General features: G+C 70.4%; 23 protein-coding genes. 5 read left to right on the top strand and 18 right to left on the bottom strand.

Annotated features, from left to right (window positions below; translation table 11 throughout):
* Positions 1-33: 33 nt before the first annotated feature.
* Genes AB0J80_RS24105 through AB0J80_RS24060 form a run of 10 tightly spaced genes read right to left on the bottom strand, consistent with a single transcriptional unit; the run spans position 34 to position 8844 of the window.
* Complete coding sequence (locus AB0J80_RS24105) at positions 34-1095, bottom strand: NAD-dependent epimerase/dehydratase family protein (protein ID WP_364708716.1); 1062 nt, start codon at positions 1093-1095, stop codon at positions 34-36.
* 36 nt (positions 1096-1131) lie between these two features.
* Positions 1132-1809: a sugar transferase gene (locus AB0J80_RS24100; RefSeq protein ID WP_364708714.1), complete on the bottom strand. Its 678-nt coding sequence runs from the start codon at positions 1807-1809 to the stop codon at positions 1132-1134.
* A complete protein-coding gene (locus AB0J80_RS24095; RefSeq protein WP_364708711.1) occupies positions 1806-3002 on the bottom strand; it encodes an aminotransferase class I/II-fold pyridoxal phosphate-dependent enzyme in 1197 nt (398 codons plus the stop codon). Before AB0J80_RS24095 ends, AB0J80_RS24100 begins: the two co-directional genes overlap by 4 nt.
* A gap of 36 nt (positions 3003-3038) precedes the next feature.
* Complete coding sequence (locus AB0J80_RS24090) at positions 3039-3458, bottom strand: 4'-phosphopantetheinyl transferase superfamily protein (protein ID WP_364708708.1); 420 nt, start codon at positions 3456-3458, stop codon at positions 3039-3041.
* A complete protein-coding gene (locus AB0J80_RS24085; protein WP_364708705.1) occupies positions 3458-4114 on the bottom strand; it encodes an acetyltransferase in 657 nt (218 codons plus the stop codon). Before AB0J80_RS24085 ends, AB0J80_RS24090 begins: the two co-directional genes overlap by 1 nt.
* Positions 4111-5379, bottom strand: coding sequence for an acyl-CoA reductase (locus AB0J80_RS24080; RefSeq protein ID WP_364708702.1), 1269 nt, complete (start codon positions 5377-5379; stop codon positions 4111-4113). The genes AB0J80_RS24085 and AB0J80_RS24080 overlap by 4 nt, the downstream gene beginning before the upstream one ends.
* Positions 5376-6461 carry an acyl-protein synthetase gene (locus AB0J80_RS24075; RefSeq protein ID WP_364708699.1) on the bottom strand — a complete coding sequence of 362 codons (1086 nt, stop codon included), beginning with the start codon at positions 6459-6461 and terminating at the stop codon, positions 5376-5378. Before AB0J80_RS24075 ends, AB0J80_RS24080 begins: the two co-directional genes overlap by 4 nt.
* Positions 6458-7852 (bottom strand): AMP-binding protein, encoded by a 1395-nt coding sequence (locus tag AB0J80_RS24070; RefSeq protein WP_364708696.1) that lies wholly within the window; start codon positions 7850-7852, stop codon positions 6458-6460. Before AB0J80_RS24070 ends, AB0J80_RS24075 begins: the two co-directional genes overlap by 4 nt.
* Before the next feature lies 1 nt (position 7853).
* Positions 7854-8582 carry an SDR family oxidoreductase gene (locus tag AB0J80_RS24065; protein ID WP_364708817.1) on the bottom strand — a complete coding sequence of 243 codons (729 nt, stop codon included), beginning with the start codon at positions 8580-8582 and terminating at the stop codon, positions 7854-7856.
* A 22-nt stretch (positions 8583-8604) separates the two neighbouring features.
* The gene (locus AB0J80_RS24060) at positions 8605-8844 is read right to left on the bottom strand and encodes an acyl carrier protein (RefSeq protein ID WP_364708693.1); all 240 of its coding nucleotides are present in this window, start codon (positions 8842-8844) and stop codon (positions 8605-8607) included.
* 123 nt (positions 8845-8967) lie between these two features.
* Between AB0J80_RS24060 and AB0J80_RS24055 the strand changes: the two genes are divergently transcribed.
* On the top strand, positions 8968-9570 hold the full coding sequence (locus tag AB0J80_RS24055; RefSeq protein WP_364708690.1) for a low molecular weight phosphatase family protein: 603 nt from the start codon (positions 8968-8970) through the stop codon (positions 9568-9570).
* Here the strand turns inward: AB0J80_RS24055 and AB0J80_RS24050 are convergent.
* A complete protein-coding gene (locus AB0J80_RS24050) occupies positions 9542-11077 on the bottom strand; it encodes a polysaccharide biosynthesis tyrosine autokinase (protein ID WP_364708689.1) in 1536 nt (511 codons plus the stop codon). The genes AB0J80_RS24055 and AB0J80_RS24050 overlap by 29 nt on opposite strands.
* Positions 11078-11220: 143 nt before the next feature.
* On the opposite strand from AB0J80_RS24050, the gene AB0J80_RS24045 reads away from it, so the two are divergent.
* Positions 11221-13125: a nucleoside-diphosphate sugar epimerase/dehydratase gene (locus AB0J80_RS24045; protein WP_364708687.1), complete on the top strand. Its 1905-nt coding sequence runs from the start codon at positions 11221-11223 to the stop codon at positions 13123-13125.
* A 2-nt stretch (positions 13126-13127) separates the two neighbouring features.
* On the opposite strand, the gene AB0J80_RS24040 is transcribed toward AB0J80_RS24045, so the two are convergent.
* The 3 genes from AB0J80_RS24040 to AB0J80_RS24030 are packed head-to-tail and all read right to left on the bottom strand — an operon-like array spanning position 13128 to position 16608.
* Positions 13128-14165, bottom strand: a complete 1038-nt coding sequence (locus AB0J80_RS24040) for an alpha/beta fold hydrolase (RefSeq protein WP_364708685.1) — start codon at positions 14163-14165, stop codon at positions 13128-13130.
* Complete coding sequence (locus AB0J80_RS24035; RefSeq protein WP_364708682.1) at positions 14162-14821, bottom strand: hypothetical protein; 660 nt, start codon at positions 14819-14821, stop codon at positions 14162-14164. The genes AB0J80_RS24040 and AB0J80_RS24035 overlap by 4 nt, the downstream gene beginning before the upstream one ends.
* On the bottom strand, positions 14818-16608 hold the full coding sequence (locus AB0J80_RS24030) for a phosphatidylglycerol lysyltransferase domain-containing protein (protein ID WP_364708679.1): 1791 nt from the start codon (positions 16606-16608) through the stop codon (positions 14818-14820). Before AB0J80_RS24030 ends, AB0J80_RS24035 begins: the two co-directional genes overlap by 4 nt.
* A 375-nt stretch (positions 16609-16983) precedes the next feature.
* On the opposite strand from AB0J80_RS24030, the gene AB0J80_RS24025 reads away from it, so the two are divergent.
* Entirely contained in the window at positions 16984-19212 is a 2229-nt protein-coding gene (locus AB0J80_RS24025) for an MMPL family transporter (RefSeq protein WP_364708676.1), read from the top strand.
* Between the two features lie 23 nt (positions 19213-19235).
* Here AB0J80_RS24025 and AB0J80_RS24020 read toward each other — a convergent pair whose 3' ends face one another.
* Both AB0J80_RS24020 and AB0J80_RS24015 read right to left on the bottom strand, forming a co-directional pair.
* A complete protein-coding gene (locus AB0J80_RS24020) occupies positions 19236-19952 on the bottom strand; it encodes a spermidine synthase (RefSeq protein ID WP_364708674.1) in 717 nt (238 codons plus the stop codon).
* Positions 19952-21349: a protein adenylyltransferase SelO gene (locus AB0J80_RS24015; RefSeq protein ID WP_364708671.1), complete on the bottom strand. Its 1398-nt coding sequence runs from the start codon at positions 21347-21349 to the stop codon at positions 19952-19954. The genes AB0J80_RS24020 and AB0J80_RS24015 overlap by 1 nt, the downstream gene beginning before the upstream one ends.
* Positions 21350-21698: 349 nt before the next feature.
* Here AB0J80_RS24015 and AB0J80_RS24010 point away from each other — a divergent pair, with 349 nt between their 5' ends.
* Both AB0J80_RS24010 and AB0J80_RS24005 read left to right on the top strand, forming a co-directional pair.
* Positions 21699-22157, top strand: coding sequence for a hypothetical protein (locus tag AB0J80_RS24010; RefSeq protein WP_364708668.1), 459 nt, complete (start codon positions 21699-21701; stop codon positions 22155-22157).
* Complete coding sequence (locus AB0J80_RS24005; protein ID WP_364708666.1) at positions 22154-23071, top strand: hypothetical protein; 918 nt, start codon at positions 22154-22156, stop codon at positions 23069-23071. The genes AB0J80_RS24010 and AB0J80_RS24005 overlap by 4 nt, the downstream gene beginning before the upstream one ends.
* Before the next feature lie 3 nt (positions 23072-23074).
* On the opposite strand, the gene AB0J80_RS24000 is transcribed toward AB0J80_RS24005, so the two are convergent.
* Together AB0J80_RS24000 and AB0J80_RS23995 are read right to left on the bottom strand one after the other, a co-directional pair.
* Positions 23075-25681: a S8 family serine peptidase gene (locus AB0J80_RS24000; protein WP_364708663.1), complete on the bottom strand. Its 2607-nt coding sequence runs from the start codon at positions 25679-25681 to the stop codon at positions 23075-23077.
* Complete coding sequence (locus AB0J80_RS23995; protein WP_364708660.1) at positions 25681-25947, bottom strand: hypothetical protein; 267 nt, start codon at positions 25945-25947, stop codon at positions 25681-25683. Before AB0J80_RS23995 ends, AB0J80_RS24000 begins: the two co-directional genes overlap by 1 nt.
* Between the last annotated feature and the right edge of the window lie 126 nt (positions 25948-26073).

Below are 26073 nucleotides of genomic sequence, written 5' to 3'. Positions count from 1 at the left end.
CCGGACTCCGCCGCCTTCAAGGGTGCCGGCATTTCAGGAAGCAGCGACGATCTGCGCGTTCAATCTGGCCTCCGCGTACGCGGGGAGGCTACGGAACCATTCGATGGTCCGAACCAGCCCATCCTCCAGCGGAACGGGAGTGCTCTGCGGGAACAGCTCCGACAGGCGCACGCCGGACGCCTGGGAGGCTCGGACGTCGCCGATGCGTGCCGGCGCCAGGGAAATCTCCGGCTGCTCGCCCATCAAGGTGGACAGCATGTCGATGAGCTCCAGAATCGAGACCCGGGTGCCGAAGGCCAGGTTTACCGGCGTACGGGAGGTCACCCGGCGCACCGCCGCATCGGCCAATACATCTACCACGGAACCGACATAGGTGAAGTCGCGCGACTGGCGACCGTCTCCGTTGATCCGCAGGGGGGTTCTTCGCATGACCGCATCGATGAAGGCGGGGATGACGGCGGCGTAGGGATGACCGGCCTTCTGCAAAGGTCCGTACACGTTGAAGAACCGGAATGCCAATGCGGGTAGCCGGAACGACGCGGCATACGCCAACGTGTATGCCTCAGCAGCCAGCTTGCTGGCGGCGTACGGGCTCTGCGGGCGGGTCGGCAGATTCTCGTGCTTCGGTAGATGGTCGACGGATCCGTAGACCGAAGAGGACGACGCCGTTACGACATTCGCTCCGCACTCTCGGCAGGCCTCCAACACATGAAGTGTGCCCGTCGTGTTGACGTTGTGCGTGGTCACCGGATCGGCGAGCGAGCGCGGCACGGACGGCCTGGCTGCAAGGTGGACCACCGCATGGGCGCCGGAGACCACGTCGGCCACCGAACGCCGGTCCAGAATGCTTCCCTCAACCAGCTCGACGGGGATGCCGGCGAGGTTGCTGGAGCTGCCGGTGCTCAAGTCGTCGAAAGCGACGACCTCCGTGACCTCCGGGCGTCGAAGAAGTTCCCGGCAGAGATTGGCACCGATGAAGCCGGCACCTCCCGTGATCACAATCTTCATATCAAGTCCTCGGGGCTGGTCGTCGCCGCCGAGCAGGTCGCGCTCCCGCAGGCAGGCGACCACCTGTACGGCGGTACGGATTGACACGATGGGATGCCGACCCGAACGGGCCCGGTCGACCGGTCATGCAGTTGTGGTTTTGAGGTCGCCTCGTGGATGTTCAGCGGCGCCAGGACCGGTGAGGCCTGCCGTCTCCCGGAGACCGAGGAACTCAGGTGCTGTCGCCTCGCCCTGGGCGGCGACGCCCGTGCGACGGATGACGGCGCCTACGGTGGCGGCCAGGATCCGCAGGTCCAGCGCGAGGTTACGATGGTCGACGTACCAGACGTCGAGAGCGAACTTGCGGTCCCAGCTGATGGCGTTGCGACCGCGGACCTGCGCCAGGCCGGTAACTCCTGGCCGGACCTCATGCCGCCGGGCCTGTTCGGGCGTGTAGCGGTCCAGATAGGCCATCAGCAACGGGCGAGGCCCCACCAGACTCATGTGCCCGCACAGCACGTTCCACATCGTCGGCAGCTCATCGAGGCTGGTGGCCCGCAGAATCCGGCCGGCGGTGGTCAACCGGTCGTTCTCGCTGACCAGCCCACGACGTTCGTCGACCGGTCTCATCGTACGGAATTTGACCAACCGGAAGGGTCTGCCGTGCAGGCCAGGGCGGGTCTGCCGGAACAACACCGGCCGGCCGAGCGTGACCGCCACCGTCACGGCGACGATGAGCAGCGCCGGACTCGTCACCGCCAGCACCAGGGCCGCGCCCGATATGTCGATCAGCCGCTTGAGCCGGTGCTGCCTGCGGGTCACCGTTGCCTCCGCAGGAAGTCACCGATGATCTCCACGACCCTGTCAACCTGCGAATCAGTCAGCGCCGATCCGCTGGGCAGCACTATGCCGTTCTCCGCAAGCCGTTCCGCCGCTCCGGTCAGCAGGCTGCGTGCGCCGGCGAAGGCCGGCTGGAGATGCATCGGGGTGAACACGGGCCGGGTTTCGATGTCATTGGCGGCCAGAAAAGCGGCCAGCTGGGTGGCACGCCAGCCGGTCGCCTCAGGGTCGACCACCACGGTGGTGAGCCAGCAATTCGCGCCCTCGTCACCGTCGCCGAGAATGTGTACCCCCTTCACTGGGGCGAGCAGCTCGGCGTAACGCTTTCGAAGGTGACGTCTGCGGTCCAACATGCTGTCCAGGCGCTGGAGCTGTGCCCTGCCCAACGCGGCTAGCAGGTTGCTGAGTCCGTAGTTGTAACCGACGTCGGTGTGCCGCCAGTGGGCGCCTGGCTCGCGCGCCTGGCAGGCCAGGTGCCGGGCTCGCCCAGCGACGTCGGCGTCGTCGCAGAGCATCGCTCCGCCGCCCGACGTTGTCATGACCTTGTTGCCGTTGAAGGACAGCGCCGCTGCCCGGCCGAAGGTCCCGGCCGGACGGCCCCGGTACATGGCACCGAGCGCCTCTGCCGCGTCCTCCACCACCGGTACGCCATGCTCTGCGCACAACGGCAACAGGGACGCGTAGTCGGCGCAGCGGCCGAAGAGGTCAACCGGCACGACAGCACTCACCGCGCGTCCCTCGGCCTGCAGCGTACGCAGGAGATCGTCGACCAGAGCTACGTCGACATTGCCCGTCTCCGGGTCGGTGTCCACGAACACGGGTTCCGCACCGGCGTAGACGGCGGCGTTGGCTGTGGCCACGAACGTGAGTGTCGGGATCACGACGATGGTTCCCGCGGCGGCGCCGATGCTGCGGAGTCCCAGGTGCAGGGCAGCTGTTCCGGAGTTGACCGCTACGGCGTACTTGACACCTACCCGATCGGCGAGCTCGCGCTCGAACGCCTCGACGTCCGGCCCGACCGGCGCGACCCAGCCGGACCGCAGAGCTGCCATCAGGTAGCGCTCTTCCAAGGGTCCGACGTCGGGCGCGGACAGGTGGATCCGGCCGCTTGGGCGGGGGCCGCTCTGCGGCCGCTGCTCCACCCGGACAGACGCGGGAACCACTCCACTACCCATGGCCGCATACTGCCGCGACCTTGCCCATGGGGAGGGTTAATGGCGATTTATCACGCCTCCGGCGACGGTTAGCGGGACAGCGATCGCCACGGCGACAGCCACGGTAGAGGTGTGCGCGATGCTGACCCGGAGCCGGCCTGTCCATCCGGCACCGGCCGCAGAGATGAGGTGCGGTTCGGGCATTCCGCCGGGTCCAGGGCGGATCTCGATGTCCCGGGGCGACACCGCCAGAAATGGCGACAGGGCCTTGAGGACGGCCTCCTTGGCACACCATCGGCCGGCGTAGCTCTCCGCCGGCCGGGCCAGCTGACGACAGTGGGCGTGCTCGGCTTCCGTGAACAGGCCCGGTGCCGGCCGCCGCCACCGGGCCACTTCCTCCACGTCGACGCCCACCCCGATATCGGTTCCCGGCCCGATGTCCAGACCGGCCAGCAGCCGTTGAACGTCGTCGCGCATCAGACGTCCTCCGTCTCGGGAGCGAACAACACGCGGGCACGGGCCGGGTTGCCCGCCGCAAGGGCCCCCACAGGTACCTCCCGGTGCACCACCGCGCCCGCACTGATCTTCGAGCCGCAGCCCACCCGGACTCGGGGCAGAACGGCGGAGTGCGTTCCCAAGAACACATCCGACCCTAAGTCGACAGCGCCGTTCACCACCGCGTACGGCGAAAACACACAGTTGTCGCCGACGACCGCGTCGTGGCCGATGGAGGCGTACGTATTCAGCACGGTGTTCGCACCCACCGCGGCTCCGGTCCCCACAAAAGCGAACGGGCAGACCACGCAGCCGGCGCCGAGCCGGGCGTCACGGGCGACGTAAGCCGTCGGATGCACGAGGGTGGCGAGCCGACCTCCCCTCTTGGCGACCACGGTGGCCAGCCGACGTCGTACCACAGGGTCGCCCACCGCGATGACGAAGGCCGTCTCTGCATCGAACCCGACCGACCCCGCGCCGCCCAGCACGTCGACCGGCAGATCGAACCCGTCCAGGGCGCGGGGGTTGTCGTCGGCGAAGCCGAGCACCCGGTGGGTACCGGTGACCATGGCGACGTTCCCGGCATAGTGGTAGACCTCGCGGCCGAACCCGCCGGCGCCGACGATGACGAGCTTCATGTCAGGTGCATCCGTTCCAGGTCCACCGTGGTACGGCGGGCGAACGCCTGCACCAGGTCCTGGCCGTCCCAGACGCGATCGAAGGTCAGCGCCTCGCCGACCGGCACGATGCGGTCGATCCCTCGGCCGTTGAGATCCCGTACGAGTGCCATGAGTTCCTCGCGGTCGAAACCGAACTGAACGAGGGTCTGATCCCGGGGCGTGATCACCTCCGCGAGGTCCGACAGTGCATCGAGCCGCAACTCGAAGAAGACTCCACCGCCGCAGAACTCCCCCCGGATCCCGGCGCACGAGTCCAGCCGCAACACCGCGACGTGGTTGCCGTGAAAGCGAGTGGAGACCACCGGCCGGTCAATCACCGCACGATGCAGGAACCCGAGCCTTGCTATCGCCGCGGCGGCATCGATGCCATATCCGCGGTTCTGTGCCGTGCGGGCGAGCCGGGTGAAGAAGTCGGTGGCGGCGAGGTCCGACTCGGTCACACCGCCGATCCACACCACCAGGCGCGGGGAGGAGCAGCCGAGTTGGTCGAAGGCGTACGCGTCGGCGAAGAAGCGCTCCACCAGTCCCTGCCGCTCGTCCCTGGCGAGCGCCAGGTAGCCGCGGGCATCCAGCGCCGCAAGCGAGAACCGGTCGGGGAAGGTCAGCTCGGTGGCCCTCGGCGGCAGCGGGCTGCGCCGGACCTCGGTCACGGTGGCGTCGCCGCCCCAGATGACGCGCAGGTCGCACGCGGCCGACAGGGCCTCGGTGACGGCCGGGTCCGGTTCATACGTGATCATGGCGTTGGCCGCCTGGATTCCCGGGTGAGAGCCGTCCTCGATCAGGTCGCCGAGAACCTGGGTGATCAAGGCCGCCTGGTCTCCGGCGCGCCGTGGCAGCCGGATGATGTTGCGGTTGCCCACCAGCAGGGACAGCACCCAGGAGTAGACGAAGACGGTGTCCACGTTCGCCGGCGGGATGTGGAAGACCGTTCCACGTGGAACCAGCATCGTACGGTCGTCGCCGAGAGCGGCGAATGCCGAACGCAGCCGGCGGAGCTCGGCCGCCCGCATCCAGTAAGCCAGCGCCTGCGTCTCCGGCCGACCGCGGGACACCCGTCGCAGACGCTCGCCGAATGCCGTGCAGAACGCGATCGCCTCGTCGGCGAACGGAACGGAGGTCGGCGCAGAGAGTACCCGGGCGACCACGTCGTCGACGGTGACACGCTTGCCGTCCGGCACCACCTGACGCACGGTCGGACGCCCCACGTCGGCAAGAACAGTCATGCCGCCGGCACCGCCTCGGCTACCCGGGCATGCACGTCGCTGCAGCCTCGCAGTTCGGCCCGGGGAACGCGACCTACGACCTCGAGACGTCTGCCGCCCCAGCCCTGAGCGGGATCTCCTACACCGTGGACGACGCCGAGATCCTCGGTCAGCAGAGCATGGCCCGGATAGCTCAGGGGCAGGGCGCTGAGCACCTCGATGACCCCGACGGTGCCGTCGGGAGCCTCCTGCCACGTGGCCGGGTCCCGGATGATGACGTCGGCGAAGTTCGGCGGGTGCAGGAAGCCGTCCGGCCCCTCGAGGAAGACACTGCCGACCTGCTCGACCATGCCGTAGAAGTTGTGCACCCGGCGCAGCCCGGTGACCTCGCCCAGCACTCGCTTGAAGGTCCCGTTGTCCACCGCTTGGTCCTGCAGCGCCTTCCACCCGCCGCTGTGAATCAGCGTGGCGCCGCTCAGGTCCGCCTCCCCCACGTCCAGTCGTTGGAGCAGATAGCGCCACACCATGTAGGTGAAACCGAAGATCAGCAGCGGTTCGCCGTCATGGCGGCGGAGGAAGTCACGCAGGCCGTCGCGGTCCAGCTGCATGTCGTCGTCGAGGGCGTAGAAGTGCCTGCGACCCAGGGACGCCATGCCGAGCACCCCGGCCGCGCGGGCATTGAACCGCCGGCGGTCCCGGACGACGTTCGGGGCGTCGATGATGATCATCGGCAGCCGCCGGGGCCCGAGCACCGTAGCCATGATCGTGGTAAGGGCCCGGCTCTGCCGTTCCGCGGTGGCGCGATCCACGACGACGCTACTGACCGCCTGCCCGGTGGTGCCACTAGACGTCATCACCTTGAACACTTCGGCGTCCGGGATGCTCACCAGCCGGTGGCTCTTGAACAGCGAGACCGGAAGGTACGGAACTCCGGCCAGACCTTCCCCGCCGGTGGGCGGCAGAGTGGCGAGGATCCGGGCGTACGCGGCACAGCCCCGCCGGTGGTGCTCGGTGAGGCGACGCAGCTCGGTGACGAGCAGCCGCTCTTTGCACGACTGCTCGAGGCTGTACTGCGGTCGCTCGAAGAGCTCGTCGAGGCTCATGCCGGTACTCCGGCCTCGAGCGCACGGTAGTCGGTCTTGCCGTTCGCGAGCAGGGGCAGATTTTCGACCCGGACGAAGGTGAACGCCCGGGACGGTAGTCGTAGCTTGCCGCAGAGCTCGCGGCGTACGGCGGCGAACGTTGCCTCGTCGCCCCAGGCGCAGTGAATGACGACGTCCTCCGTCATGCCCGGCAGCGCCGCGGACGGGCCATGGTCACCGAGCAGAACCTCGATCTCGTCCAGACTGACCCGCACCCCTGACACCTTGGCGATCCGCTTCGTCCGGCCGGTGAGGAACAGGAAGCCCTCGTCGTCGAGGTATCCGACGTCGCCGGTGTCGAGGGTGTCGCCTTGTACGTCGCCCAGGGCCAGGTCAGCCCGGCTTTCGGCGTAGCCCATCATGACGTGCGGGCCTGTGCAGAGAACGGCGCCGGCGACCCCGGGCGGGGCGGGGCTGTCGTCCGCGGTACGGATGAGCACTCGAGTCCCCGGCAGGGCCACGCCGACGGAGCCCCGCTTGTCGGCCAGCCGGTGCGGAGGCAGGCATGTGATCCGGGGGGACGCTTCGGTCTGCCCGTACATGACGTAGAAGCGGCCCCCACGCGCGCGCATGAGGGCGTCGAACTCGGTCACCAACCGCTCGTCCAGGCGACCACCCGCCTGGGTGAGGGTGGTCAGCGCCGGCAGGTCCATCGACTCGAAGCCGATCCGGCGCAGGGTTCGGAAGGTGAAGGGCACCCCCGACATCGAGGTGACCCGATGGTCACTGACAGTGTCCCAGAAGCGCGGGGCCAGCAGGTCCGGCTCTGCCACCACAATGGTGGCGCCGGTCTGAAGATGCGAGTTGAGCACCGACATGCCGTAGCTGTAGTGCAGCGGAAGGCTGGTGACGGGTCGTTCGTCACGGGTGAGGGAAAGGGAGGCAGCCACCGCCTCAGCGCTCGCCATGAGGTTGCCACGCGACAACCTGACCAGCTTGGGGCTTCCGGTGCTCCCCGAGGTACTCAGCAGGACAGCGAGTTCCGGACTGATCGCCACGGCGGTGGCCGTACGCCTCGCCACGCCGTCCGTCACGCAGCGATAGTCGGGGGCAAGGCCAGGGTCTCGCCCCACGATGAACCGAGGATGGTACGTGTCGATCAGCCGTGCGGCGAGGTCGGAGCGCAGGCCCGGGTCCAGCAGGGCGACAGCGTGGCCGTAATGCAGACCGGCGAGGTACGCAACGATCGTGCGCACTGAGTTGTCGGCGAAGAGGAACATGAGGCTCGAGTCGGCGTCGCCGAGCCACTCCCGGCACGTCGAGACTCGGGTCTGCAGCTCCGCGTAGGTGACCAGGGTGCCTGTGGCGGCGTCGACCAGGGCCGGGTGGTCGTCGAAGTGGCGGAGGAACATGTCAGACGATCATTCCGCCGTCGACCCCGAGCACCTGCCCGGTGACGTAGCCGGCCAGCCCGGAGGCGAAGAACAGGATCGCCCGCGCCACGTCGTCCGGGCTGCCGACGCGCCCCATGGCGATGCTTGCCGCGCGCGACTCGAAGACGTCGGTCGGGAGCGCTCGCGTCATGTCGGTGTCGATGAAGCCCGGCGCCACCGCGTTGACCCGGATGCCATGCGGCGCCAGCTCCTTGGCCGCCGACCTGGTCAGGCCCAGCAGCGCGGCTTTCGTCGACGAGTAGACGATCTGGCCCGCGTTGCCGTGCGTACCGATGATGGAGCTCAGGTTGATGATCGAGCCTTCGCCGCGGCGTCGCATGAGCCGGGCGGCCGCCTGCAGGTGGTGGACGGCGCCGAAGGTGTTGACCCGGAAGCTATGCTCCACCAGCTCGTCGGAGACCATCCCGACCAACGCGTCCTGAAGCACGCCGGCGTTGTTGACCAGCACGTCGAGCCTCCCGTACGCCTTGAAGACGCGCTGGTAGGCGGCTCGGACCTGTTCAGGCTGGGCGGCGTCGCAGACGACGCCGAACGCCGCGGTCCCGTAGCACGCGGTGAGCTCCTTGACCCTTGTCTCGACCGCGCCCTCGTCACGGCTGCCATTGACGACGACGGTGGCGCCGTGCGCGGCGAGCAGCTCAGCGGTGCGCCACCCGATCCCGCGGGTGGATCCGGTCACCAGCGCCACCTTGCCGACCAAGCCCAACAGGTCAGTCAAAGTTCACCCCATGCCGGGCCAGGATGTTCGTGGCGGCCGCGAAGCTGTCCATGGCGAGAACGTCCTGGGTCTCGAGCATGACGTCGAACACCTGCTCAATCTCACCGACGAGATACATATGGGCCACCGAGTCCCACTGCTCGACCCTTCGGTACCTGAGGCCGTTCCAGTCGACCTGAGCGCCGAGGCCCAGCGTCTCGACGAACACTTTCTTCAACTTGTGGGTTGACACGCCATCAGCTCCGATCTCAGACCCTCGAAAGGGCGAACTTCCTCCTCCGGCCGACCGCGACGGATCGGTTCCGGGACCGTAGAGAGCGCGTGGCCCGAGTAATCCCAACGAGGAGCGATCACCATGACCGACGAACCGATCCGGATCCTCTTCGTCTGCCATGCCAACCTCTGCCGGTCTCCCATGGCGGAACGGCTGACCCGGCACACGCTCGCCGAACGGTTCGGCCGGGCCGGGGACGGGGTCGAAGTTGCCAGCGCGGGCACCCACGCGTGGAGCAACCTGCCCATGCATCCGCTGGCCGCCGAGGTCCTCGCCGAGTACGGAGTCGAGGATCTCCAGTTCAGCAGCCGGCGGCTCACGAGCAGCATGGTGGCCCGTGCCGATCTCATCCTGACGGCCACCCGGGCGCAGCGGTCGGCCTGTGTCGCGTTCGACCCCGTGGCGGTACGCCGGACCTTCACCATTCCGCAGTTCGGCCGGTACGCCGCCGGCCTGTCGACGGTGAGCCTGATGGGGCTTCGAACCCCGCGGGACCGGCTGGCGACGATGATTGAAGAGCTGTCCGTCGTGCGTGCCGGGGTCCCGGTGCCTGCGCCCGAGGATGACGAGCTCGCCGACCCGGTGCGATCACCCGTGCAGGTTTTCCGACGCTGCGCCGGCGCGATCCAGACCGTAGTTGACTCCATGACCGGCCTCATCCTGCCGATGCAGCTGACACCGTAGGAGCCGCGTCCCTGTGTTCGGGGTCTCCGCAGGCCATGATGTCCGCCATCCGGGCGCTCCGCTCGGTCCTCGCGGCCGCCCGGGAGGCTCGCCGGTTGCCACCGGAGTTCTTCGACGAGTACTCGTCGTAGTAGTAGGCCTCGGGGCCCTTCGCAGCGACCATGTTGAACACACAGCCGAGGAGTCGGGCATCGACGGATTCCAGGGCGCGGACCGCGGAGGTCACCTGGGTGCTGGTCGTCTTCCTCGACCGTGCCAGTAGCAACGCGCCGTCGGCGCGCGCCGCTACGACCGCACCGTCGGTCACAGGCAGCAACGGCGGACAGTCGACGATGATCATGTCGAAACGTCCGCGCAGGTCGTCGAGCAGGTTCGCCATGTGCTGGGAACCGAGGAGTTCGCTGGGGTTGGGCGGGAGGAAGCCGCTGGGCAGCACCCACAGGTCGGTGCCGTACCGCTGGACCACGTCATCCACTGAGGCTTTGCCGGCGAGGACGGTGGTCAGCCCCACTCCGCCTTCGACACCGAAGTAGTCGGCGATGCGCGGCCGCCGGAGGTCGGCGTCGATGATCAGGACCTGCTGGCCGGCCTCGGCGAAGAGGACAGCGAGGCCGCAGGCCGTCGACGACTTGCCCTCGCCGGGTACGGCGCTCGTCACCACCAGTGTCTTGACCGGGCGGTCGACGTCGACGTACTGCAGGTTGGTGCGAAGCTGGCGGAGCGCCTCGGCACGGGCGGAGTGACCGCCGACCGCCAGCATCAAGGGGCCGGCCTTCGCATCGGCGTCGAACGGCACACCGGCAAGAACGGGGGCCGAGGCCAGCTCATGCAGCGCCTCGCTGGTCTTCACCGTGGTGTCCAGCATCTCCCGCAGCACAGCGGCGCCGGCACCCACGATGAGCCCCAGAAGGCCGGCGAGGGCGAGGTTGCGTACCGGGCGGGGCGAGACGGGCACCTCGTCCAGCTCCGGTCCGGCGACCACCTCTACCTTCACCGAGGAGGAACGCATGCCCGGCGGCGTCTCCAGCGACTCCACCAGCCGTTTGAACTGGGTGGCCAATTCGGCAGCGATCAACAGCGACCGACGCTTGGAGCTGTCAGTTGCGACGGCCTCCAGCAGCACCGTCTCCGGCACCGCCTGAGCCGTGATGCGGTCACGGACTTCGTCGGCGGTCAGTCCCAGATCCGGTCGGCTTGCGACAGCGTTGGCCAGGCGGTCGCCCGTGAGCAGGTTGGCGTATGACTTGACCCGCTGCTGAGAGAAGAGACCACCTTGGTAGGCGTCGGCCACCCCGGTGTTGGGGGTGGTGATGAAAAACGTCACCGAGGTCGCGTACTTCGGGACGGTCTGCATCGTGATGAGCGCCATGACGCCCACGCTCACCGCGAGAGCGACTGCCACCATCCACCAACGCTTGCGGGCAACGCGGATGTAGTCGCGCAGATCCACGCTGGACCTCCTCAACGCTGTGCGTACCAAACAAGATATAGCGGTCAAGAAGGTCAAAGGGTGCAACATCGGTAACTTTCACCCCAAGACAGAAATACGCCTCTAGTCTCGGGCTAACGCGACGGCTTCGGCACTGCGTAGGTCGAACGCACATTCCTCGCCCACACCATCGGGCAACTGGATGGACGGAGGCGCTACCCGTGCGCGCACAAGATTCCGGTGGATCCGCGCCGGCCCGGTTCCGCCCGTGGGTTCCGTTGTCGGTCGACAGTGCGGCGTGGGCGGCCGGCCTCGTGGCGGCGGTTCTGACCCGATACGAGTTCTCGCTGACCCGAGACCAGTTTGCCGCCACGATGGTCGTGGTGCTGCTCGCCGTCGGACTGAACGCGGGAATCGGGCACATACAGTTCCTCTACCGAGGCCGCTATCGGTACGCCTCCTTCGAGGAGGTCCGCGCCGTCTTTCTGACAGTCGTCCAGTCGGCCGCCGCGATTCTGCTCCTCGACCTCGTCCTGCCACACCGCCCACTGCCCGCGAGCGCCCCCATCGTCGGCGGGATGCTGGCGCTGGTGCTGATGCTCGCTGTGCGCTACCTGCGCCGCCTGCAGCGGGAGCGTTCCCAGCGCCCGGACGCCGCGCTCGCCACGCCCGTACTGCTGTTCGGCGCGGGAGCCGCCGGCTACTCGCTGCTGCGCTCCATGCTCTTCAATCCGCGCAGCAGGTACATCCCCGCCGGGCTGATCGACGACGACCCGCTCAAGCGTCACCTGCGGGCGTACGGCGTGCCCGTCCTGGGCGGGCGCGAGCACATCCCGGCCGCTCTGGCCCGCACCGGCGCGTCCACCCTCGTGCTGGCCGTCGCCAACGCCGACGCCGAGCTCGTCCGGGAGGTACGCCGGATCACCCTCGCGGCCGGCGCCACATTCAAGGTGGTGCCGCCGGTCGGCGAGCTGCTCGACAACCGGGTGAGCGTCACGGACGTCCGGGACGTGCAGATCACCGACCTGCTCGGCCGGCATCAGATCGACACCGATGTCGACTCGATCGCCGGGTATCTGGCCGGCAAGCGCGTCCTCGTCACCGGCGCCGGCGGGTCCATCGGCTCCGAGCTCTGCCGGCAGATCGACCGCTATGGGCCCGCGGAGCTGATGATGCTCGACCGGGACGAGTCGGCGCTGCACGCGGTGCAGTTGTCGCTGGATCGCCGGGCCTCCCTCGACGATCCGGCGGTCATCCTGGCGGACCTGCGCGACACCGACCGCATTCGGAAGATCTTCGAGACCCGACGTCCGCAGGTGGTCTTCCACGCCGCGGCGCTGAAGCACCTGCCGCTGCTCCAGCGGTATCCCGGCGAGGCGGTCAAGACCAACATCTGGGGCACGCTGGCCGTGCTCGAAGCCGCCGCCGGTGTCGAGCGCTTCGTCAACATCTCCACCGACAAGGCCGCCAACCCCGTGAGCGTTCTGGGGTACTCGAAGCGGATCACCGAGCGGCTGACCGCGTACACGGCCGCGCGGACCGGTGGCACGTTTCTCAGTGTCCGGTTCGGCAACGTGCTGGGCAGCCGCGGGTCGGTTCTCACCGCCTTCACCGCGCAGATCGCCGCCGGTGGCCCGATCACTGTCACCCATCCCGATGTGACCCGCTACTTCATGACCACGCAGGAGGCCGTGCACCTGGTCATCGGTGCGGCGGCGATCGGGCGTGGCGGCGAGGCGCTCGTGCTCGAGATGGGCAAGCCGGTACGCATCGCCGAGGTGGCCGAGCAGATGGCCCAGCTGGCGGCCGCTCCCATCGATATCGAGTACTCCAGCCTGCGCCCGGGCGAGAAGCTGCACGAGGAGCTGTTCGGGGCCGATGAGATCGACCGGCGCCCGCTGCACCCGCTCATCTCGCACGTGGAGGTGCCGCCCCTGGATCCCGGCCTTGTGCGGGTCCTCGACGCCGACGCACCGGCGGACGTGCTGACCGGGCGGCTCGCCGAGCTGTGCGGCGACCGCACCGGTACGGCCGGACCGCCGAAGCTGCCCCGCCACGAGCAGGCCGCCCAGCAGATCCGTACCGAACTGCGGCTGGCCGGAACCCGGGAGCCGTCGGCGTCCTGACGTCAGGAAGCGCTGCCACCCGGGATGCTGCGGGCCAGGTGCCCCGACAACCAGTCGAAGGCCGGCGACGCCATCCGCCGCCAGAGCGTGGGGCTGTGCCCGCCGCGGGGCAGCTCGACGGCCGTCACGTTGAGCGGTGGCCGGGCCAGGCGGACGACGTCCCGGGAACCGTCGCGCGACTCCGTGTCGTCGGCGGCCCAGGCCACGTACAACGCCACCCGGGGCGGGGGCAGGTGCCGCAGCCGCCACGCGACGTTGTTGGTGGTGTGCTCGCTGCCGTCGCCGATCGTGATCGCCGGACGGCTGTCGCCGGACAGCGACGCCGCGGCCGCGTAACGCTCGGGGTGCCGCAGCGCCAGGTTCATCGCGCAGAAGCCGCCGGACGAGTACCCGATCAACCCCCAGGCGGCGGCGTCGGCGCGGACCCGCAGGTGCTGCACCGCGTACGCGGCGACGTCGGTGGTCAGGAACGTCTCGGTCCGGGGCCCGCCGACGAGATCGGTGCACTCGGTGTCCAGCATCCGGCGCGGTGTCTGGTACGGGAACAGCACGACGGTCGGGGCCATCCGCCCGGCCGCCATCTCGCTGTCCAGGTGCCGGACGACGTCCAGGCGGCGGATCCAGGTGCTGGGCGAGCCCGGAAAGCCGTGGAACACCTCGATGACCGGGAACCGCCGGTTCGCACCGGCCGGGCTGTCGTAGGCGGCGGGCAGGTAGACGCCCATCGTGAGGGTCAGGCCGCTGGCCCGGCCGGGCACGGTGACCGTCAGAAGCCGGCCGCCGCCGGGCCGGCGTGCGACGCCCGCCGACAGTGACGCCCCGCGCGCCGGCTCGTCGACGAGGGCGGACCACGACGGGTACGCCACGGTCAGCCGGTTGATCTGCACGGCACACGTCGCCGCCAGCATCACGACGACCAGCGCGGCGAGCACCGTACGGCCGAACACCCCGCGGCGGTCCCAGAAGAAGGCGAGCGCCAGCGTGGCGAGGAGGACCGCCGCGGCTCCCAGCGCGACCGTGGCCGGGGAGTCGATGGTCATGGCCGCACCGGCGTCACGAGCGGCGCCGGAAGCCGGTCGGCGGCCTCGGCGAGCGCGGCGCCCCATCCGTGCTCGGCGGTGACCACAGTGGTCAGAGCCGGGTCGGCCGTGGCGAGCCGTTGGGCGAGGTCCCGGTGCGGTCGATCCGTGACCAGCGCCCTGCCGTGGGCGGCCACGCGGGCGAGCCGCGGTAGCCGGTCGACCAACTGGTCGACGTCGGTGGCCGTCCGCGGCGTGAGCGCGACGGTGACCACGTCCGGGAGCTGCCGGGCCGCCGCTCGCACCTCCTCCACCTCGGCCGAACGGCAGAGGACGACGATCACGGGGAACGAGACCTGCGGCCGTTCGGCGTATCCGGCCGGCACCACCACGCCTGCCCCGGGCCGGCGGTCGTCGGGGGCCGGCGACGACACGACGGCGACCTTCTCCGTCCGGTCGCCCGCCAGGTCTCCCCAGGACGGGTAGAACGTCTGGTTCCTGTTCTCGATCAACCCGACCGTGACGACCACGAGAACTTCGGCACAGACCAATGCGACCGTACGCGTGAAGACCCGTCGCCGCCGTCCGCCGCGGGACCACGTGCGTACCGTCGCGACGAGCGCGACCACCGACAGGCCGGCGGCGAGCACGATCAGCGGGATGCCGGTCAGGCTCATGGTGCCGGCTCCGCGATTGACGCCGGCCCCGCGAGTGACGCCGGCTGCGCGACTAGGGTCGGTTCCGCGATGAGGGCCGGCTCCGCGGTCAGGGCCGGCTCCGCGAGCCGGCGCCGCCGCGACGGCAGGAACGCCTCGGCGCTGAGCGCGGCGACCGCGATCCGGGGCAGGTCCCGGCCGGACGGGAAGCAGAGGAACCGGGGCTGCCAGGTCGGCTGGTACTTGGCGTTGGCCCGGTACAGCGAGTCGATCTGCCAGAGCCCGGACATGGCCCGCAGCAGCCGGGCCCAGACGCGGACGACAGGCCCGGCGCCCAGCTGCTCGGCACGGGCGAGGACCGAGCGCAGCACCGCGAAGTTCAGCGAGATCCGCTCGACGCCCAGGGCGGCCGCCGCCTCCACCGCGCTGACGATCATCAGCTCGGTGAGGCCGTTGTCGGCGCTGCGGTCGCCGCGCATGAGGTCCAGGGACAGTCCGGAATCGCCCCACGGCACGAACTGCAGCAGTCCGCGCATGCGACCCTCGGCGTCGCGGCAGAGCACGAGCACGCAGTCGCCGTCGGCGGTGTCGCCGAACCGCGACAACGCCATGGAGAAGCCGCGTTCCACCGCGTCCTGCCGGAAGGCCACCGCACAGTGCCGGGCCTCGGCGAGCGCGGCGCCGTCCAGGTCCCGCCGCCGGACGACCTCGCAGGTGTACCCGGCGCGGCGCATGCGGCCGACCGCCTGCCGCACCGTCCGCATGCTGCGCCCCTGCAGCGTGAACCCGGGCACGTCGAGGATCGCCTCGTCGCCCAGCTCGATCGCGTCGAGCCCGAAGCGCTGGTACGCCGTGCCACCGGCCGTACCGCAGGCCAGCACCGCCGGAGTCCAGCCGTGCGCGTCGCAGTCGGCCAGCCAGGCCGCGATCGCCTCCGGCCACGCCGAGGGGATGCCCACCGGGTCACCGGAGGCGAGACTGACCCCGTTGACCACCCGGTACGCCACGGCCGCGCGCCGCGACGGCGCCCAGATGAACGACTTGTCGGGCCGCAGGGCGAAGTAGCCGAGCGAGTCTCCGGCGCCGTGCCGGGCGAGCAGCGTACGCACCTGCTGCTCGTCGTCGGGCTCCCAGGACGACCGCCGGGTGCCCGGCCGCAGCAGCACCACCGCGCCCGCGGCGAACCCGAGCAGCCCGAAGGCGCCGGTGGTCCAGTCCACAGTGGCCGTCGTGGCGACGCGGTCGAAGTGCAGCGGGCCGGTGACCCCGACCATGCCGAGCAGGACGTGCTCCGCCCACCGGGCCGGGCCGGCGTGGTCGGTGATCTGGCCGGCCCGCAGGGCGATCTCCGCGAACCCGAGCCCGAACCCGGCGAGGAGGAAGCCGGCGCACACCCCGAGCGCTCCCCACCGGTTCCTCAGGTCGCCCCGGGCGTAGAAGCGGTCCCGCTCGACCACGAGCACTCCCAGCAGCACCGCAGCGACCAGCGCGGGAGCCGGCGTCGCCTTGGCCAGGTGCAGCACCACGCTGAACGCACACAGCACAGTGGTCAGCTGCCAGGCCCGTCGCTTGCCGCGCCGCAGCCCCGCACCCAGATACACCAGGAGCAGGCCGACCACGGCGATCGCGGTCCGCGCGGTGACCATGCCGAAGGTCGGCATGATGTGGGCCAGCGCGGACATCCGGTGATGCCAGGACGGCAGGATCGCGGTCACCGCATCGAACAGGCCCACCACCTGCACGGCCCGCGCCACCACGGCCCGCGACGGCGGCGGCCGCCACGGAACCGGATTGGCGGAGCCACGCACCGCACTACGCTCCGCCGTCGCCGTGGCGCCTCGCGCGTTCACCGACATCGTCACCCTCCCCGTCAAGCAGCGAACCCATCCTGCTTGTGCCGCCGCGTCCTGGCGTCGGCCGACGGTAGGGACCTCGCGCAAGGCCCCTACAACTTTCGACCGATGCCGGGATGAACCCTGAGGCCCCTCAGGGTCGTGGAGAGGCGACCTATCCGATACCGCCGTTTCGCCCCATCCGTACGCCGGTGCCGACCCTGGCCGCCCGCCCGGCGAGATCGGGGGCGAGCGCGGGTCGGACCCGGATGTTGACAGCTCGCTCCCTGCCTAGTTTCAGGTTCGACACAGCAATCAAGGGGGACAGCAATGCGAAGGCGACCGGTCACGGTGAGAGTGGCGCGATGGAGCGCCGAACACCCATGGCGCGCGATAGCGCTGTGGATCGTGTTCGTCGCGGTGTGCTTCGTCGGTGGCAACGCCGCCGGGCTGAACGAGGCCACGGCGGAGGACATGGCGGTGGGCGAGTCCGGCCGCGCCAGCGTCATCATCGAGCACGGCGCGTTCGCCGACGAACCCGCCGTCGACAACGTCCTGATCACCGCCCGCTCCGGCACGCTCGACAAGCGCGCCGCCGACGACGCGGCCAAGGCGGCTGCGGACCGGCTCCGGACCGTACCCGGGGTGGCGAAGATCGGCGAGGCGATCCCGGCCACCGACGGCACCGCGCTGCTCGTACCCATCACGATGAGCGGCGACCCGGCGACCGCCTCCGACCGGATCGAGCCGCTGCGCGCCGCCACCGCGGAAGTGCAGCAGCAATATCCCGCCCTGCGGGTCGAGCAGGTCGGCGGCCCGTCCATCGGCAAGGCCCTCGACGACACCCTGGGCAAGGACTTCAAGCGCGCCGAGTGGCTGAGCCTGCCGGTGACCCTGGCGATCCTGGCGATCGCGTTCGGCGCCCTCATCGCCGCCGGCATCCCGGTGCTGCTGGCCCTGTCCTCGGTGGCCGCCGCCATCGGCCTCTCCACGCTGGCGTCGCACCTGGTCCCGGCCGACGACGCGGCCTCCAGCGTCATCCTGCTCATCGGCATGGCCGTCGGCGTCGACTACTCGCTGTTCTACGTCCGCCGCGAGCGAGAGGAACGCGCCAAGGGACGCGGTCACGTAGACGCGGTGGAGATCGCGGCGGAGACGTCCGGCCACGCGGTCGTCGTCTCCGGTACGGCAGTGATCATCTCCATGGCCGGCCTCTTCCTCGCCAACGACGCCATCTTCTCCTCGCTGGCCGTGGGCTCGATCCTCGTCGTGGCCGTAGCGGTGATCGGCTCGCTGACCGTGCTGCCCGCCCTGCTGGCGAAGCTGGGCCGCTGGGTCGACCGGCCGCGGGTGCCGCTGCTGTGGCGTCTCGCCGCCCGGCGTACCAGCGCCGACGGCCAGACCTCGCCCAGCCGCTTCTGGTCGACCGTGCTCCGCCCCGCCCTGCGCCGCCCGCTGCCCACCCTGCTGGTCAGCGTCGGCGTACTGCTCGCCCTGGCGGCGCCCGCGCTGGGCATGCAGCTCAAGCTGCCCGGCACCGAGGACCTGCCGCGGACGACCCCGGCCATGCAGGCGTACGACCGGCTGGCGGCGGCCTACCCGAGCAACGGCACCCGGCACATCGTGGCCGTCGAGGCCCCGGCCGACCAGGCGACCGCCGTCAAGGCGGCCCTGACCCGCCTGGCGGACAGCACCCAGGGCGACCGGCTGTTCGCGCCTCAGGAACAGACCGGCCCGGACATCGAGGTCTCGCCCGGCAAGCGCGTCTCCATCCTGTACGTGGCCACCCCGTTCACCTCCCGCAGCGAGGAGGCCGTCCAGTCCCTGGAGCGGCTCCGCGACGACCTGGTCCCGGCCGCGCTGGGCGGGCTGAACGGCGCCTCGTACGCGGTCGGCGGCGACGTCGCGGCCAGCAAGGACTATGCCTCACACATCTGGCACAAGCTCCCGATCGTCGTCGGCTTCGTGCTCCTGCTGACGTTCCTGGTGATGGCGTGGACCTTCCGGTCCGTGGTGGTGGCCCTCACCTCGATCCTGCTCAACCTGCTGTCGGCCGCGGCGGCGTACGGCCTGCTGGTCCTGGTCTTCCAGAACACCTGGGCCGAGGGCGCGCTGGGCTTCACCTCGATCGGAGCGATCGTCACCTGGCTGCCGCTGTTCCTGTTCGTGGTCCTGTTCGGCCTCTCGATGGACTATCACGTCTTCGTGGTCAGCCGGATCCGCGAGGCGGTCCTGCGCGGCGTCGGGAACCGCGAGGCGGTCGCGGAGGGCATCACCGGCTCGGCGGGCGTGGTGACCAGCGCCGCGATCGTCATGGTGGCCGTCTTCTCGATCTTCGCGACACTGTCCACCATCGACATGAAGCAGCTCGGCGTGGGCCTCGCGGCGGCGATCCTGCTCGACGCGACGCTGATCCGCGGCGTGGTGCTCCCCTCCCTCATGACACTCCTCGGCCCCGCGAACTGGTGGGCGCCGCGGCTGCTGCGGGGACGCGGGAAGCACTCGGCCGGCGGCCGGGGCCCCGCCTCGCCGGCGACGGAGGAGGGCGAGCCGACCGGCGAGCTGGTAGGCGTGCACTGATCGGGGGCGGGACCGGCCGGGAGTCAGCTGCTCCCGGCCGGTTCCGTACGTGCGAGATAGACCGTGTTCGTCGAAAGCCGCCCCTGCAACGGATTGTCGAAGGCGACCACCTCCGCACGAGCGCTAGCGAAAACCTCGCCCAGCAGAGCGGTGAAGGCGTCGTCGGGCGGATCGTTCGACCACAGGCCGAACACGCCGCCGGGATGCAACCGGGCGGCCAACCGGCGCAGGCCCTCGACGGTGTAGAAGTCCGCATGCCCGGGATGCAGGAGGTGGCGAGGACTGTGGTCGATGTCGGCGAGCACCGCGTGCACGGGCCCGTAACCGGCGGGGTCCGCGGTGAGTGCGAAGAAGTCGGCGTGCAACAGACGGCTACGGGAATCCGTGACGACCGCCTCAGCGAACGGCAGCAACCGCCGCTGATGCCACGAGATGACCTCGTCGAGCGCGTCCACCACCAGCAACGACCGCACCCGGGGATCGGCCAGCACGGCGTCGGCCGTGTACCCCAGCCCGAGCCCGCCGACGACCACGTCCAGGCCACCGCCGGCGTCCAGCTCCGCCAGTCCCAGCCGGGCCAGCTCCACCTCGGCGACGGTGAACAGGCTCGACATGAGGAACTCGTCGCCGAGCTTCACCTCGTACACATCGATTTTGAGCATCGGATCCCGGCGCCGACGCAGACTCAGCTCCCCCATCGGGGTCTCCCGGAAGGCGAGCTCCGCGAACCGCGCGCTCATCAGGTGCCGCAGAACGTGCGGTAGACGCCGAAGTCCTCGGGAGCCGCGGCGGCATACCGCTCGAGCCCGGGCCGCTCCTCGAAAGGAGCACTCACCGCCCGCACCAACGTCTCGACGTCGCCGCCCGCCAGCGCCTCCTCCACCAGATGATTGCGCGGAATGTAGATCGGATTGACCCGGTCCATCGCGTCAGCGTCCGGACCCAGAGCCCGCCACCGCGCCGACCACCCGGCGAACCGCACATCCCCCGGCTCACCGCGAGCCACCGCGGACAGGCCCCGGAAGAACGACGTGTAGTCGACCCGGTTCTCGTGCAGCAGAGTCAGCAGCTCGTCGACCAACGCCCGGTCCACGTCGCCGGTCAGCCCCAGCTTCGCCCACATCCCGGCCGACGACACCGCGTTGTACTCACCCCGGAACCGCCCGAGCACCGCCATGGCGGCATCCACATCATCGTCGATCAGCGGGAGCAAGGCCTCCGCCAGCCGGGCCAGGTTCCACTCCGCCACCAGAGGCTGGTTGCCGTAGGCGTACCGCCCGGCATGATCGATGGAGCTGTAGACGGTGGCCGGGTCGAAGGCCTCCATGAACGCGCAGGGCCCGTAGTCGATCGTCTCCCCGGAGATCGTCATGTTGTCGGTGTTCATGACCCCGTGCACGAACCCCACGAGCATCCACCGAGCGACAAGCGCCGCCTGAGCGGAGACCACCGCCTCGAGAAGCCCCAGGTACGGCCGCTGAGCCCCGGCCGCCTCCGGATGATGCCGGCTGATCGCATGATCGGCGAGGCGCCGCAGCAGATCCCCGTCGCCACTCGCCCGCGCGTACTGAAAACTGCCGACCCGCAGATGACTCGCGGCAACCCGGGCGAGCACGGCCCCCGGCAGCGGCGTCTCGCGGTACACGGTGCGTCCCGTCGCCACCACGGCCAGGGAACGGGTGGTGGGGATGCCCAGCGCGTGCATGGCCCGGCTGACGACGTACTCCCGCAGCATCGGACCGACCGCGGCCAGCCCGTCACCCCCACGGGCGAAGGGCGTCCGCCCGGAGCCCTTGAGATGCAGATCCCGCACCCGGCCCTCGCGATCGGTCACCTCGCCGAGCAGCAGCGCGCGGCCGTCACCGAGCCGGGGAACGAACGAGCCGAACTGATGCCCGGCATAGGCCTGAGCGACCGGAGAAGCGGACTCGGGAAGCTTGGCGCCGAGAAGAAAGCCCAGGCCATCGGGGGTACGCAGCCAGTCCGCGTCGAGGCCGAGCTCGGCGGCGAGTTCCTCGTCTAGGACGAGCAGGCGAGGCTCGGGGGCGTCGTCGGCCTGCCAGGAGACGGCCATCTCGGGCAGCTCGCGAGCAAAGCGATCGCCGAGGACGACACCGGGCGGCGGGGCAAGGGTCACCCCACCCAGCGTACGTGCCGAAGCGGCAAAACGGTCCGCGCCGCCGTCACCCGACCTGACGACCGAACATCCATTCACATCAGCGAATGCTGGTGCGTCGCCCGTACACTGCCGTCGTGGATCAGCTCGATCGGCGGTCGTGACTGTGGCGTCGAGGCCGCACCCGCACGGCGGCGACGGCGGGTCCGGGAAACGGCCGCCATCGGAGAGCGGCGACGGGAGTCCGGCACGGCCCCGTGGCGCCAGCGGCGGGACGCCGTCCGGCATCGCCCGGGCACAAGACGAGGTGGAGGCGGAGGCTCAGCTCGGACGTGCTGGTGCGGCCGCGAGCTCCCCACCCCGGCCGGTGGTGAGCAGTAGCGGGCCACCATGGCCAACCTCCGACTCCGTCACAGGCAGCGCCCGGGGCCGGAACCTGAACCCGCCCCACCGACGGCACACCATCAACGGAGCCCGGAACGGGGAGATCAAGCCGAGCAACACCGTCTACCTGCGCGGTTACGAAGACGTCGCTACGCAGGACGTCCAGGCGATTGCCGCCGGTCACGCCACCTGGAACGAGCGGACACAGCGGTATGAGATCAATGGCCGCTCCTATGGCGTCGAGCCCAGCGGCACGGTTTTCCCCTCATCCGGCACCGGTATGGTGAGGCTCGACCGCAACGAGTACGCGGCGCTCCAGCAGATCGTCCGGGCCGGCGGTGACCTGTCCGCCGCCCCCCAACTGAGCAGAAACCCGCGTTTCACCGGCAATCCCGAAGCGGTGGCCAAGGCCAAAGCGATCTACGACGGGACTTATCAACCGTGAGTTACGGCTTCTTGATCTACGGCCGGCTGGACCGCGACCGGCTGGCGGCGGCCCTCGCCGATCTGCTGTCGCTTCCGGTGGAGTCGGTGGACGTAGGCGCCGAAGACGACGACGATCGCAACTGGTCGGCGCCGGTCAGTTGCACGGTCACCCCCGTCACCGGTGAGCTGCACTGGCACCTCGACATCTATCTGACTCAGGCCGTGCATACCCCGCCACCCGAGCCGGTAGCCGCCGCCTGGCTGGCCAACAGCCTCCGCACGGTCGTCGGTTATCAGGCGGTCCCCGAGCCGCCCAGCGCGTACTGGCTGGTCGGTCCCGACGGAGTCCGGACCCGTGCCCGCATCTACGAAGAAGACGCCGACGACTTCTCCACTCTGCGCATCGACGCCGTCGAAAAACCATTGGCGGCACTTCCGGGACTCCCCATATCGGCCATTCCCGAGGTGATCCGAAGCTACCGGATGCCGACGCCGGTCACCGATCACGTGCTGGCGCGGCTCAATGCTGCCGACACCCCAACGGACGATGCCGCCGCCATGGCGATCCGATCCGCGACCAATCGGCTCGGTGCGTGGGAGGACATGGTCACCCGGCTCGTCGGGGGCTGGCCACCGGACGGGTGGTACCCAGCCGAGTACTACCGCGAGGATCTGGAGACCCGCGACAAGCTGGCCTCCACCATCACCGAACTGCCGGCGAGGGCCCGGGACGAGATCGGTCGCGCCGCGGCCGAGGTGGACCGCCGATTCGCCGAAGCCACCCGAGACGACGGGGGCCAGGCGTTGGCGGCGGCGACCGGCGCCGGGCCGGCCGAGTCTCCCGGCCGGCCCGGCGCGGCGGACCGGTGGTGGTGGAACCGCATACCGGAGTCACTACCCTGGCAGAACGCTCCCGGTCCGCTCAGTGCATGAACGTCAGCGCAAGCGGGTGAGGCGGGGAACGAGCGGCCCGTCCTGATACCCCGGCACCGCCGACCCGGCGGTCGTCGCCAGCGCCGCATAACTGCCGTCCCGGGACAGCACCGCGCCGTCCCACGCTCGCCGCGTGTTCAGCAGATCTCCGGGCAGCGGCGCATACCACCCCCCGAGCCGCACCGACGCACCCGTGAAGCCCGGCACCGACAGCACACTCCGGCGACCGTCGGCACTCCGCTCCACCACCACAATCGCCCGCAGCCCGTCGCGGGACAACCGGCCGTCGGCCACCCGGTCCGCGGTCGAGCCGGCGCCCGGGTCGCGGCTCGCCACCACCGTGCTGCCCGTGGTCAGATCTCGCCAGTACGCCTGCGTCGTGTACGAGCCCACGTTCCCCGCCACCTGGTCCCAGGACGTGAAGAGCGCGTACCGGCCGTCGCTGGACAGGTCGAGCAGCTCACCCCACGAGTCGGCTCGCCCGTCCGGCCATGCCGACACCATCCGCGTGCTGCCCGCCGTCAGGTCCCGGCGGTACGCGTGGGCCGAGTACGGCGACGCCCCCGTGGCAGCGCTGAGGTCCGCGGCGCTGGACGTGAACCCCACGTACCTCCCGTCGCCGGACAGCACGGGCCGGGAGCTGGCGCTGTTGCCCGGGGCGCCGGAGCGGTTCTTGCTGGCGAGCGTCTGGACTCCGGTTGCCACGGTCGCGACCAGGATCTGGTCGGTGATGGCATAGCCGGTCCCGCCCCACAGGGCCGGCTCGGAGGACACGTACGCGACCCTGGTGCCGTCGGCGCTGACCGAGGGCGTACCGCTGTGCCCGGCCGCGTTTCCTCCCGGTGGGCGGCTGATCAGCTTGGTCGTGCCGGTGGTGCGGTCCGTCAGGTAGACGTCGGCCGTGTCGTTGGTGTCGGCTGTGGACAGCCGTGCCGTCGAGGTGAAGGCGATCCAGCGGCCGTCCGCCGAGATGTCCGGGGCCCAGCTTTCGCCGTTGCCGCCGCTGCTGACCAGGGTGGTCGTCGCGGTGGACAGGTCGGTGACGTACACGTCGGCCTGGCCGTCGGTGTCGGCGGTGACCACCGGCGCGGACGTGGTGAACGCGGCATATCGGCCGTCGCCGCTCAGCGAGAGCGAGCCTGCGTCGGTGGACAGCTGGCCGCCGCCGGGGGCGCGCACCACCGGCACCGACTCGTTCACCGCGGGGAGGGCGGGGGTTCGGACCGCGAGCGTCACCGAGGAGGTGGCGGTGCGGCCCGCGCTGTCCCGTACCTGTGCGGTGAAGGTGACGGGCGCGCCGGCCGCCGGTGGCGTGCCGGAGATCAACCCCGCGCTGCTCAGGGTCAGGCCCGCCGGTGGCGCGCCCGCCGAGACCTTCCACGTGTACGGGCCCAGCCCGCCCGTCGCCCCCAGGGCCACCCGGTACGCCCGCCCGGTGAGCGCGTCGGGCAGCCGTACCGTTCCCGGAGCGGTCAGGGGCAGCGGCGTGGTCAGCGTCGTCAGCAGGAGGTTCGCGGTGTCGCCCGGGACACCGGTGATCGCGCGCGGCGTTGCCAGCGACGTGAGCCGGGCGGCGACGATGGCCGGGCTCAGCGCCGGTTCGCGGCCGAGGAGCAGGGCGGCGGCGCCGGCGACGTGCGGGGTGGCCATCGACGTGCCGGACATCGTCGTGGTGGCGGTGTCGGACCAGACGGCGGCGGACGTGATGTCGTCGCCGGGGGCGAGGATGTCGACGCAGGGTCCGCGGTTGGAGAAGCCGGCGAGCGTGTCCGTCCGGGTCGTTGCGCCGACGGTGAGGGCGGCCGGGACGCGCGCCGGGCTGATCCCGCAGGCGTCCGCGCTGTCGTTGCCGGCCGCGGTGACCACGGTGATGCCGTCGGCCAGCGTGGCGGTGATCGCCTGGTCGAGGACGGTGGACGGGTCGCCGCCGAGGCTCAGGTTGACGACCGCCGGGCCGCCGGTGTGGTGGGCGATCACCCAGTCGAGGCCGGCGGCGACCGACTCGTCCGTGCCGTTGCCCTGGCAGTCGAGCACGCGTACGCCCACGACTTTCGCCTTCTTCGCCACGCCGTAGTGGGAGCCGGCCACGGTTCCTGCCACGTGCGTACCGTGGCCGTTGCAGTCGGTGGTGCCGAACGGGTCGTCGACCGTGCTGACGCCCGCGGTGCTCCGCCCGGTCAGTTCGGTGTGGGTGGTGCTGACGCCGGTGTCGACGATGTAGACGGTCACCCCGGAGCCGCCGCCGGTCCAGGTGTACGCCCCGTCGAGCGGGAGTGCGCGCTGGTCGACGCGGTCGATGCCCCAGGTGGCTCCGGTCTGGGTGTCGGTGGCATGGACCGGGCGGACCGGGCTCACCGTCGCGACGTCGGGATCACGGCGCAGCCGGGCCGCGGCGGCGGGGGTCAGCTCGGCGCTGAAGGCGGGGAGTGCGCGCTGCAGCACCCGCTTCACCCGTACGCCGGTCCCGCGCATCCTGGCGGCCACGGCGTCGACCGGCGCGCGCCGGTCGCTTCTCACGGTGACCAGGTAGCGGCCGGTGTGTTCCGCCGCTCGGGCCGGCGTGGGCACCATCGTCGTGGCCAGCATCGCCGCGACCGTCATGAGACGCATCATCGCTTCCTGGCCTCCGCGAGGATCTGCTTCGCCTCCACATTGGTCAGTCCCAGCTCTTTCAGCAACCGCCGCTGGGGCATCAGCAGCAGGAACCCGATCGCCACCCCGGCGACCGGGCTCAGCAGCACCGCGGGCGCGCCGGCGGCCGCCAGCCCGAGGAAGAGGGGGATGACCACGAGCAGGGCCACCACCAGGGAGAGCCGCAGGTTGCGGTGGGATCGGATCAGACGGTCGAGGTCCTGCTGCCGCAGCTTTCGCACCATGGTTTCGCCTCTCACGCGGGGGTGTCTGGCGGTCCGACGGTAGGGATGTTCCCGGATCCCGGGACCCCCAATGTCGACGTTCGAGCAGCTCAGACCCCCTATTGCGGGTCCCCGGTGCGGCCCGGT

The sequence above is a fragment of the Actinoplanes sp. NPDC049548 genome, from assembly GCF_040676695.1.
Lineage (GTDB): Bacteria > Actinomycetota > Actinomycetes > Mycobacteriales > Micromonosporaceae > Actinoplanes.
This window is presented reverse-complemented; position numbering and strand designations above follow the sequence as displayed.

What these genes read in the sequence shown, in the direction of transcription:
- AB0J80_RS24035 (WP_364708682.1), bottom strand. Translation starts at nt 14,821, where the DNA reads ATGAGCCTGACCGGCATCCCGCTGATCGTGCTCGCCGCCGGCCTGTCG.
- AB0J80_RS24040 (WP_364708685.1), bottom strand. Translation starts at nt 14,165, where the DNA reads ATGACCATCGACTCCCCGGCCACGGTCGCGCTGGGAGCCGCGGCGGTC.
- AB0J80_RS23995 (WP_364708660.1), bottom strand. Translation starts at nt 25,947, where the DNA reads ATGGTGCGAAAGCTGCGGCAGCAGGACCTCGACCGTCTGATCCGATCC.
- AB0J80_RS24085 (WP_364708705.1), bottom strand. Translation starts at nt 4,114, where the DNA reads ATGAAGCTCGTCATCGTCGGCGCCGGCGGGTTCGGCCGCGAGGTCTAC.
- AB0J80_RS24020 (WP_364708674.1), bottom strand. Translation starts at nt 19,952, where the DNA reads ATGAGCGCGCGGTTCGCGGAGCTCGCCTTCCGGGAGACCCCGATGGGG.
- AB0J80_RS24095 (WP_364708711.1), bottom strand. Translation starts at nt 3,002, where the DNA reads ATGGGTAGTGGAGTGGTTCCCGCGTCTGTCCGGGTGGAGCAGCGGCCG.
- AB0J80_RS24090 (WP_364708708.1), bottom strand. Translation starts at nt 3,458, where the DNA reads ATGCGCGACGACGTTCAACGGCTGCTGGCCGGTCTGGACATCGGGCCG.
- AB0J80_RS24075 (WP_364708699.1), bottom strand. Translation starts at nt 6,461, where the DNA reads ATGAGCCTCGACGAGCTCTTCGAGCGACCGCAGTACAGCCTCGAGCAG.
- AB0J80_RS24055 (WP_364708690.1), top strand. Translation starts at nt 8,968, where the DNA reads ATGACCGACGAACCGATCCGGATCCTCTTCGTCTGCCATGCCAACCTC.
- AB0J80_RS24080 (WP_364708702.1), bottom strand. Translation starts at nt 5,379, where the DNA reads ATGACTGTTCTTGCCGACGTGGGGCGTCCGACCGTGCGTCAGGTGGTG.
- AB0J80_RS24070 (WP_364708696.1), bottom strand. Translation starts at nt 7,852, where the DNA reads ATGTTCCTCCGCCACTTCGACGACCACCCGGCCCTGGTCGACGCCGCC.
- AB0J80_RS24000 (WP_364708663.1), bottom strand. Translation starts at nt 25,681, where the DNA reads ATGCGTCTCATGACGGTCGCGGCGATGCTGGCCACGACGATGGTGCCC.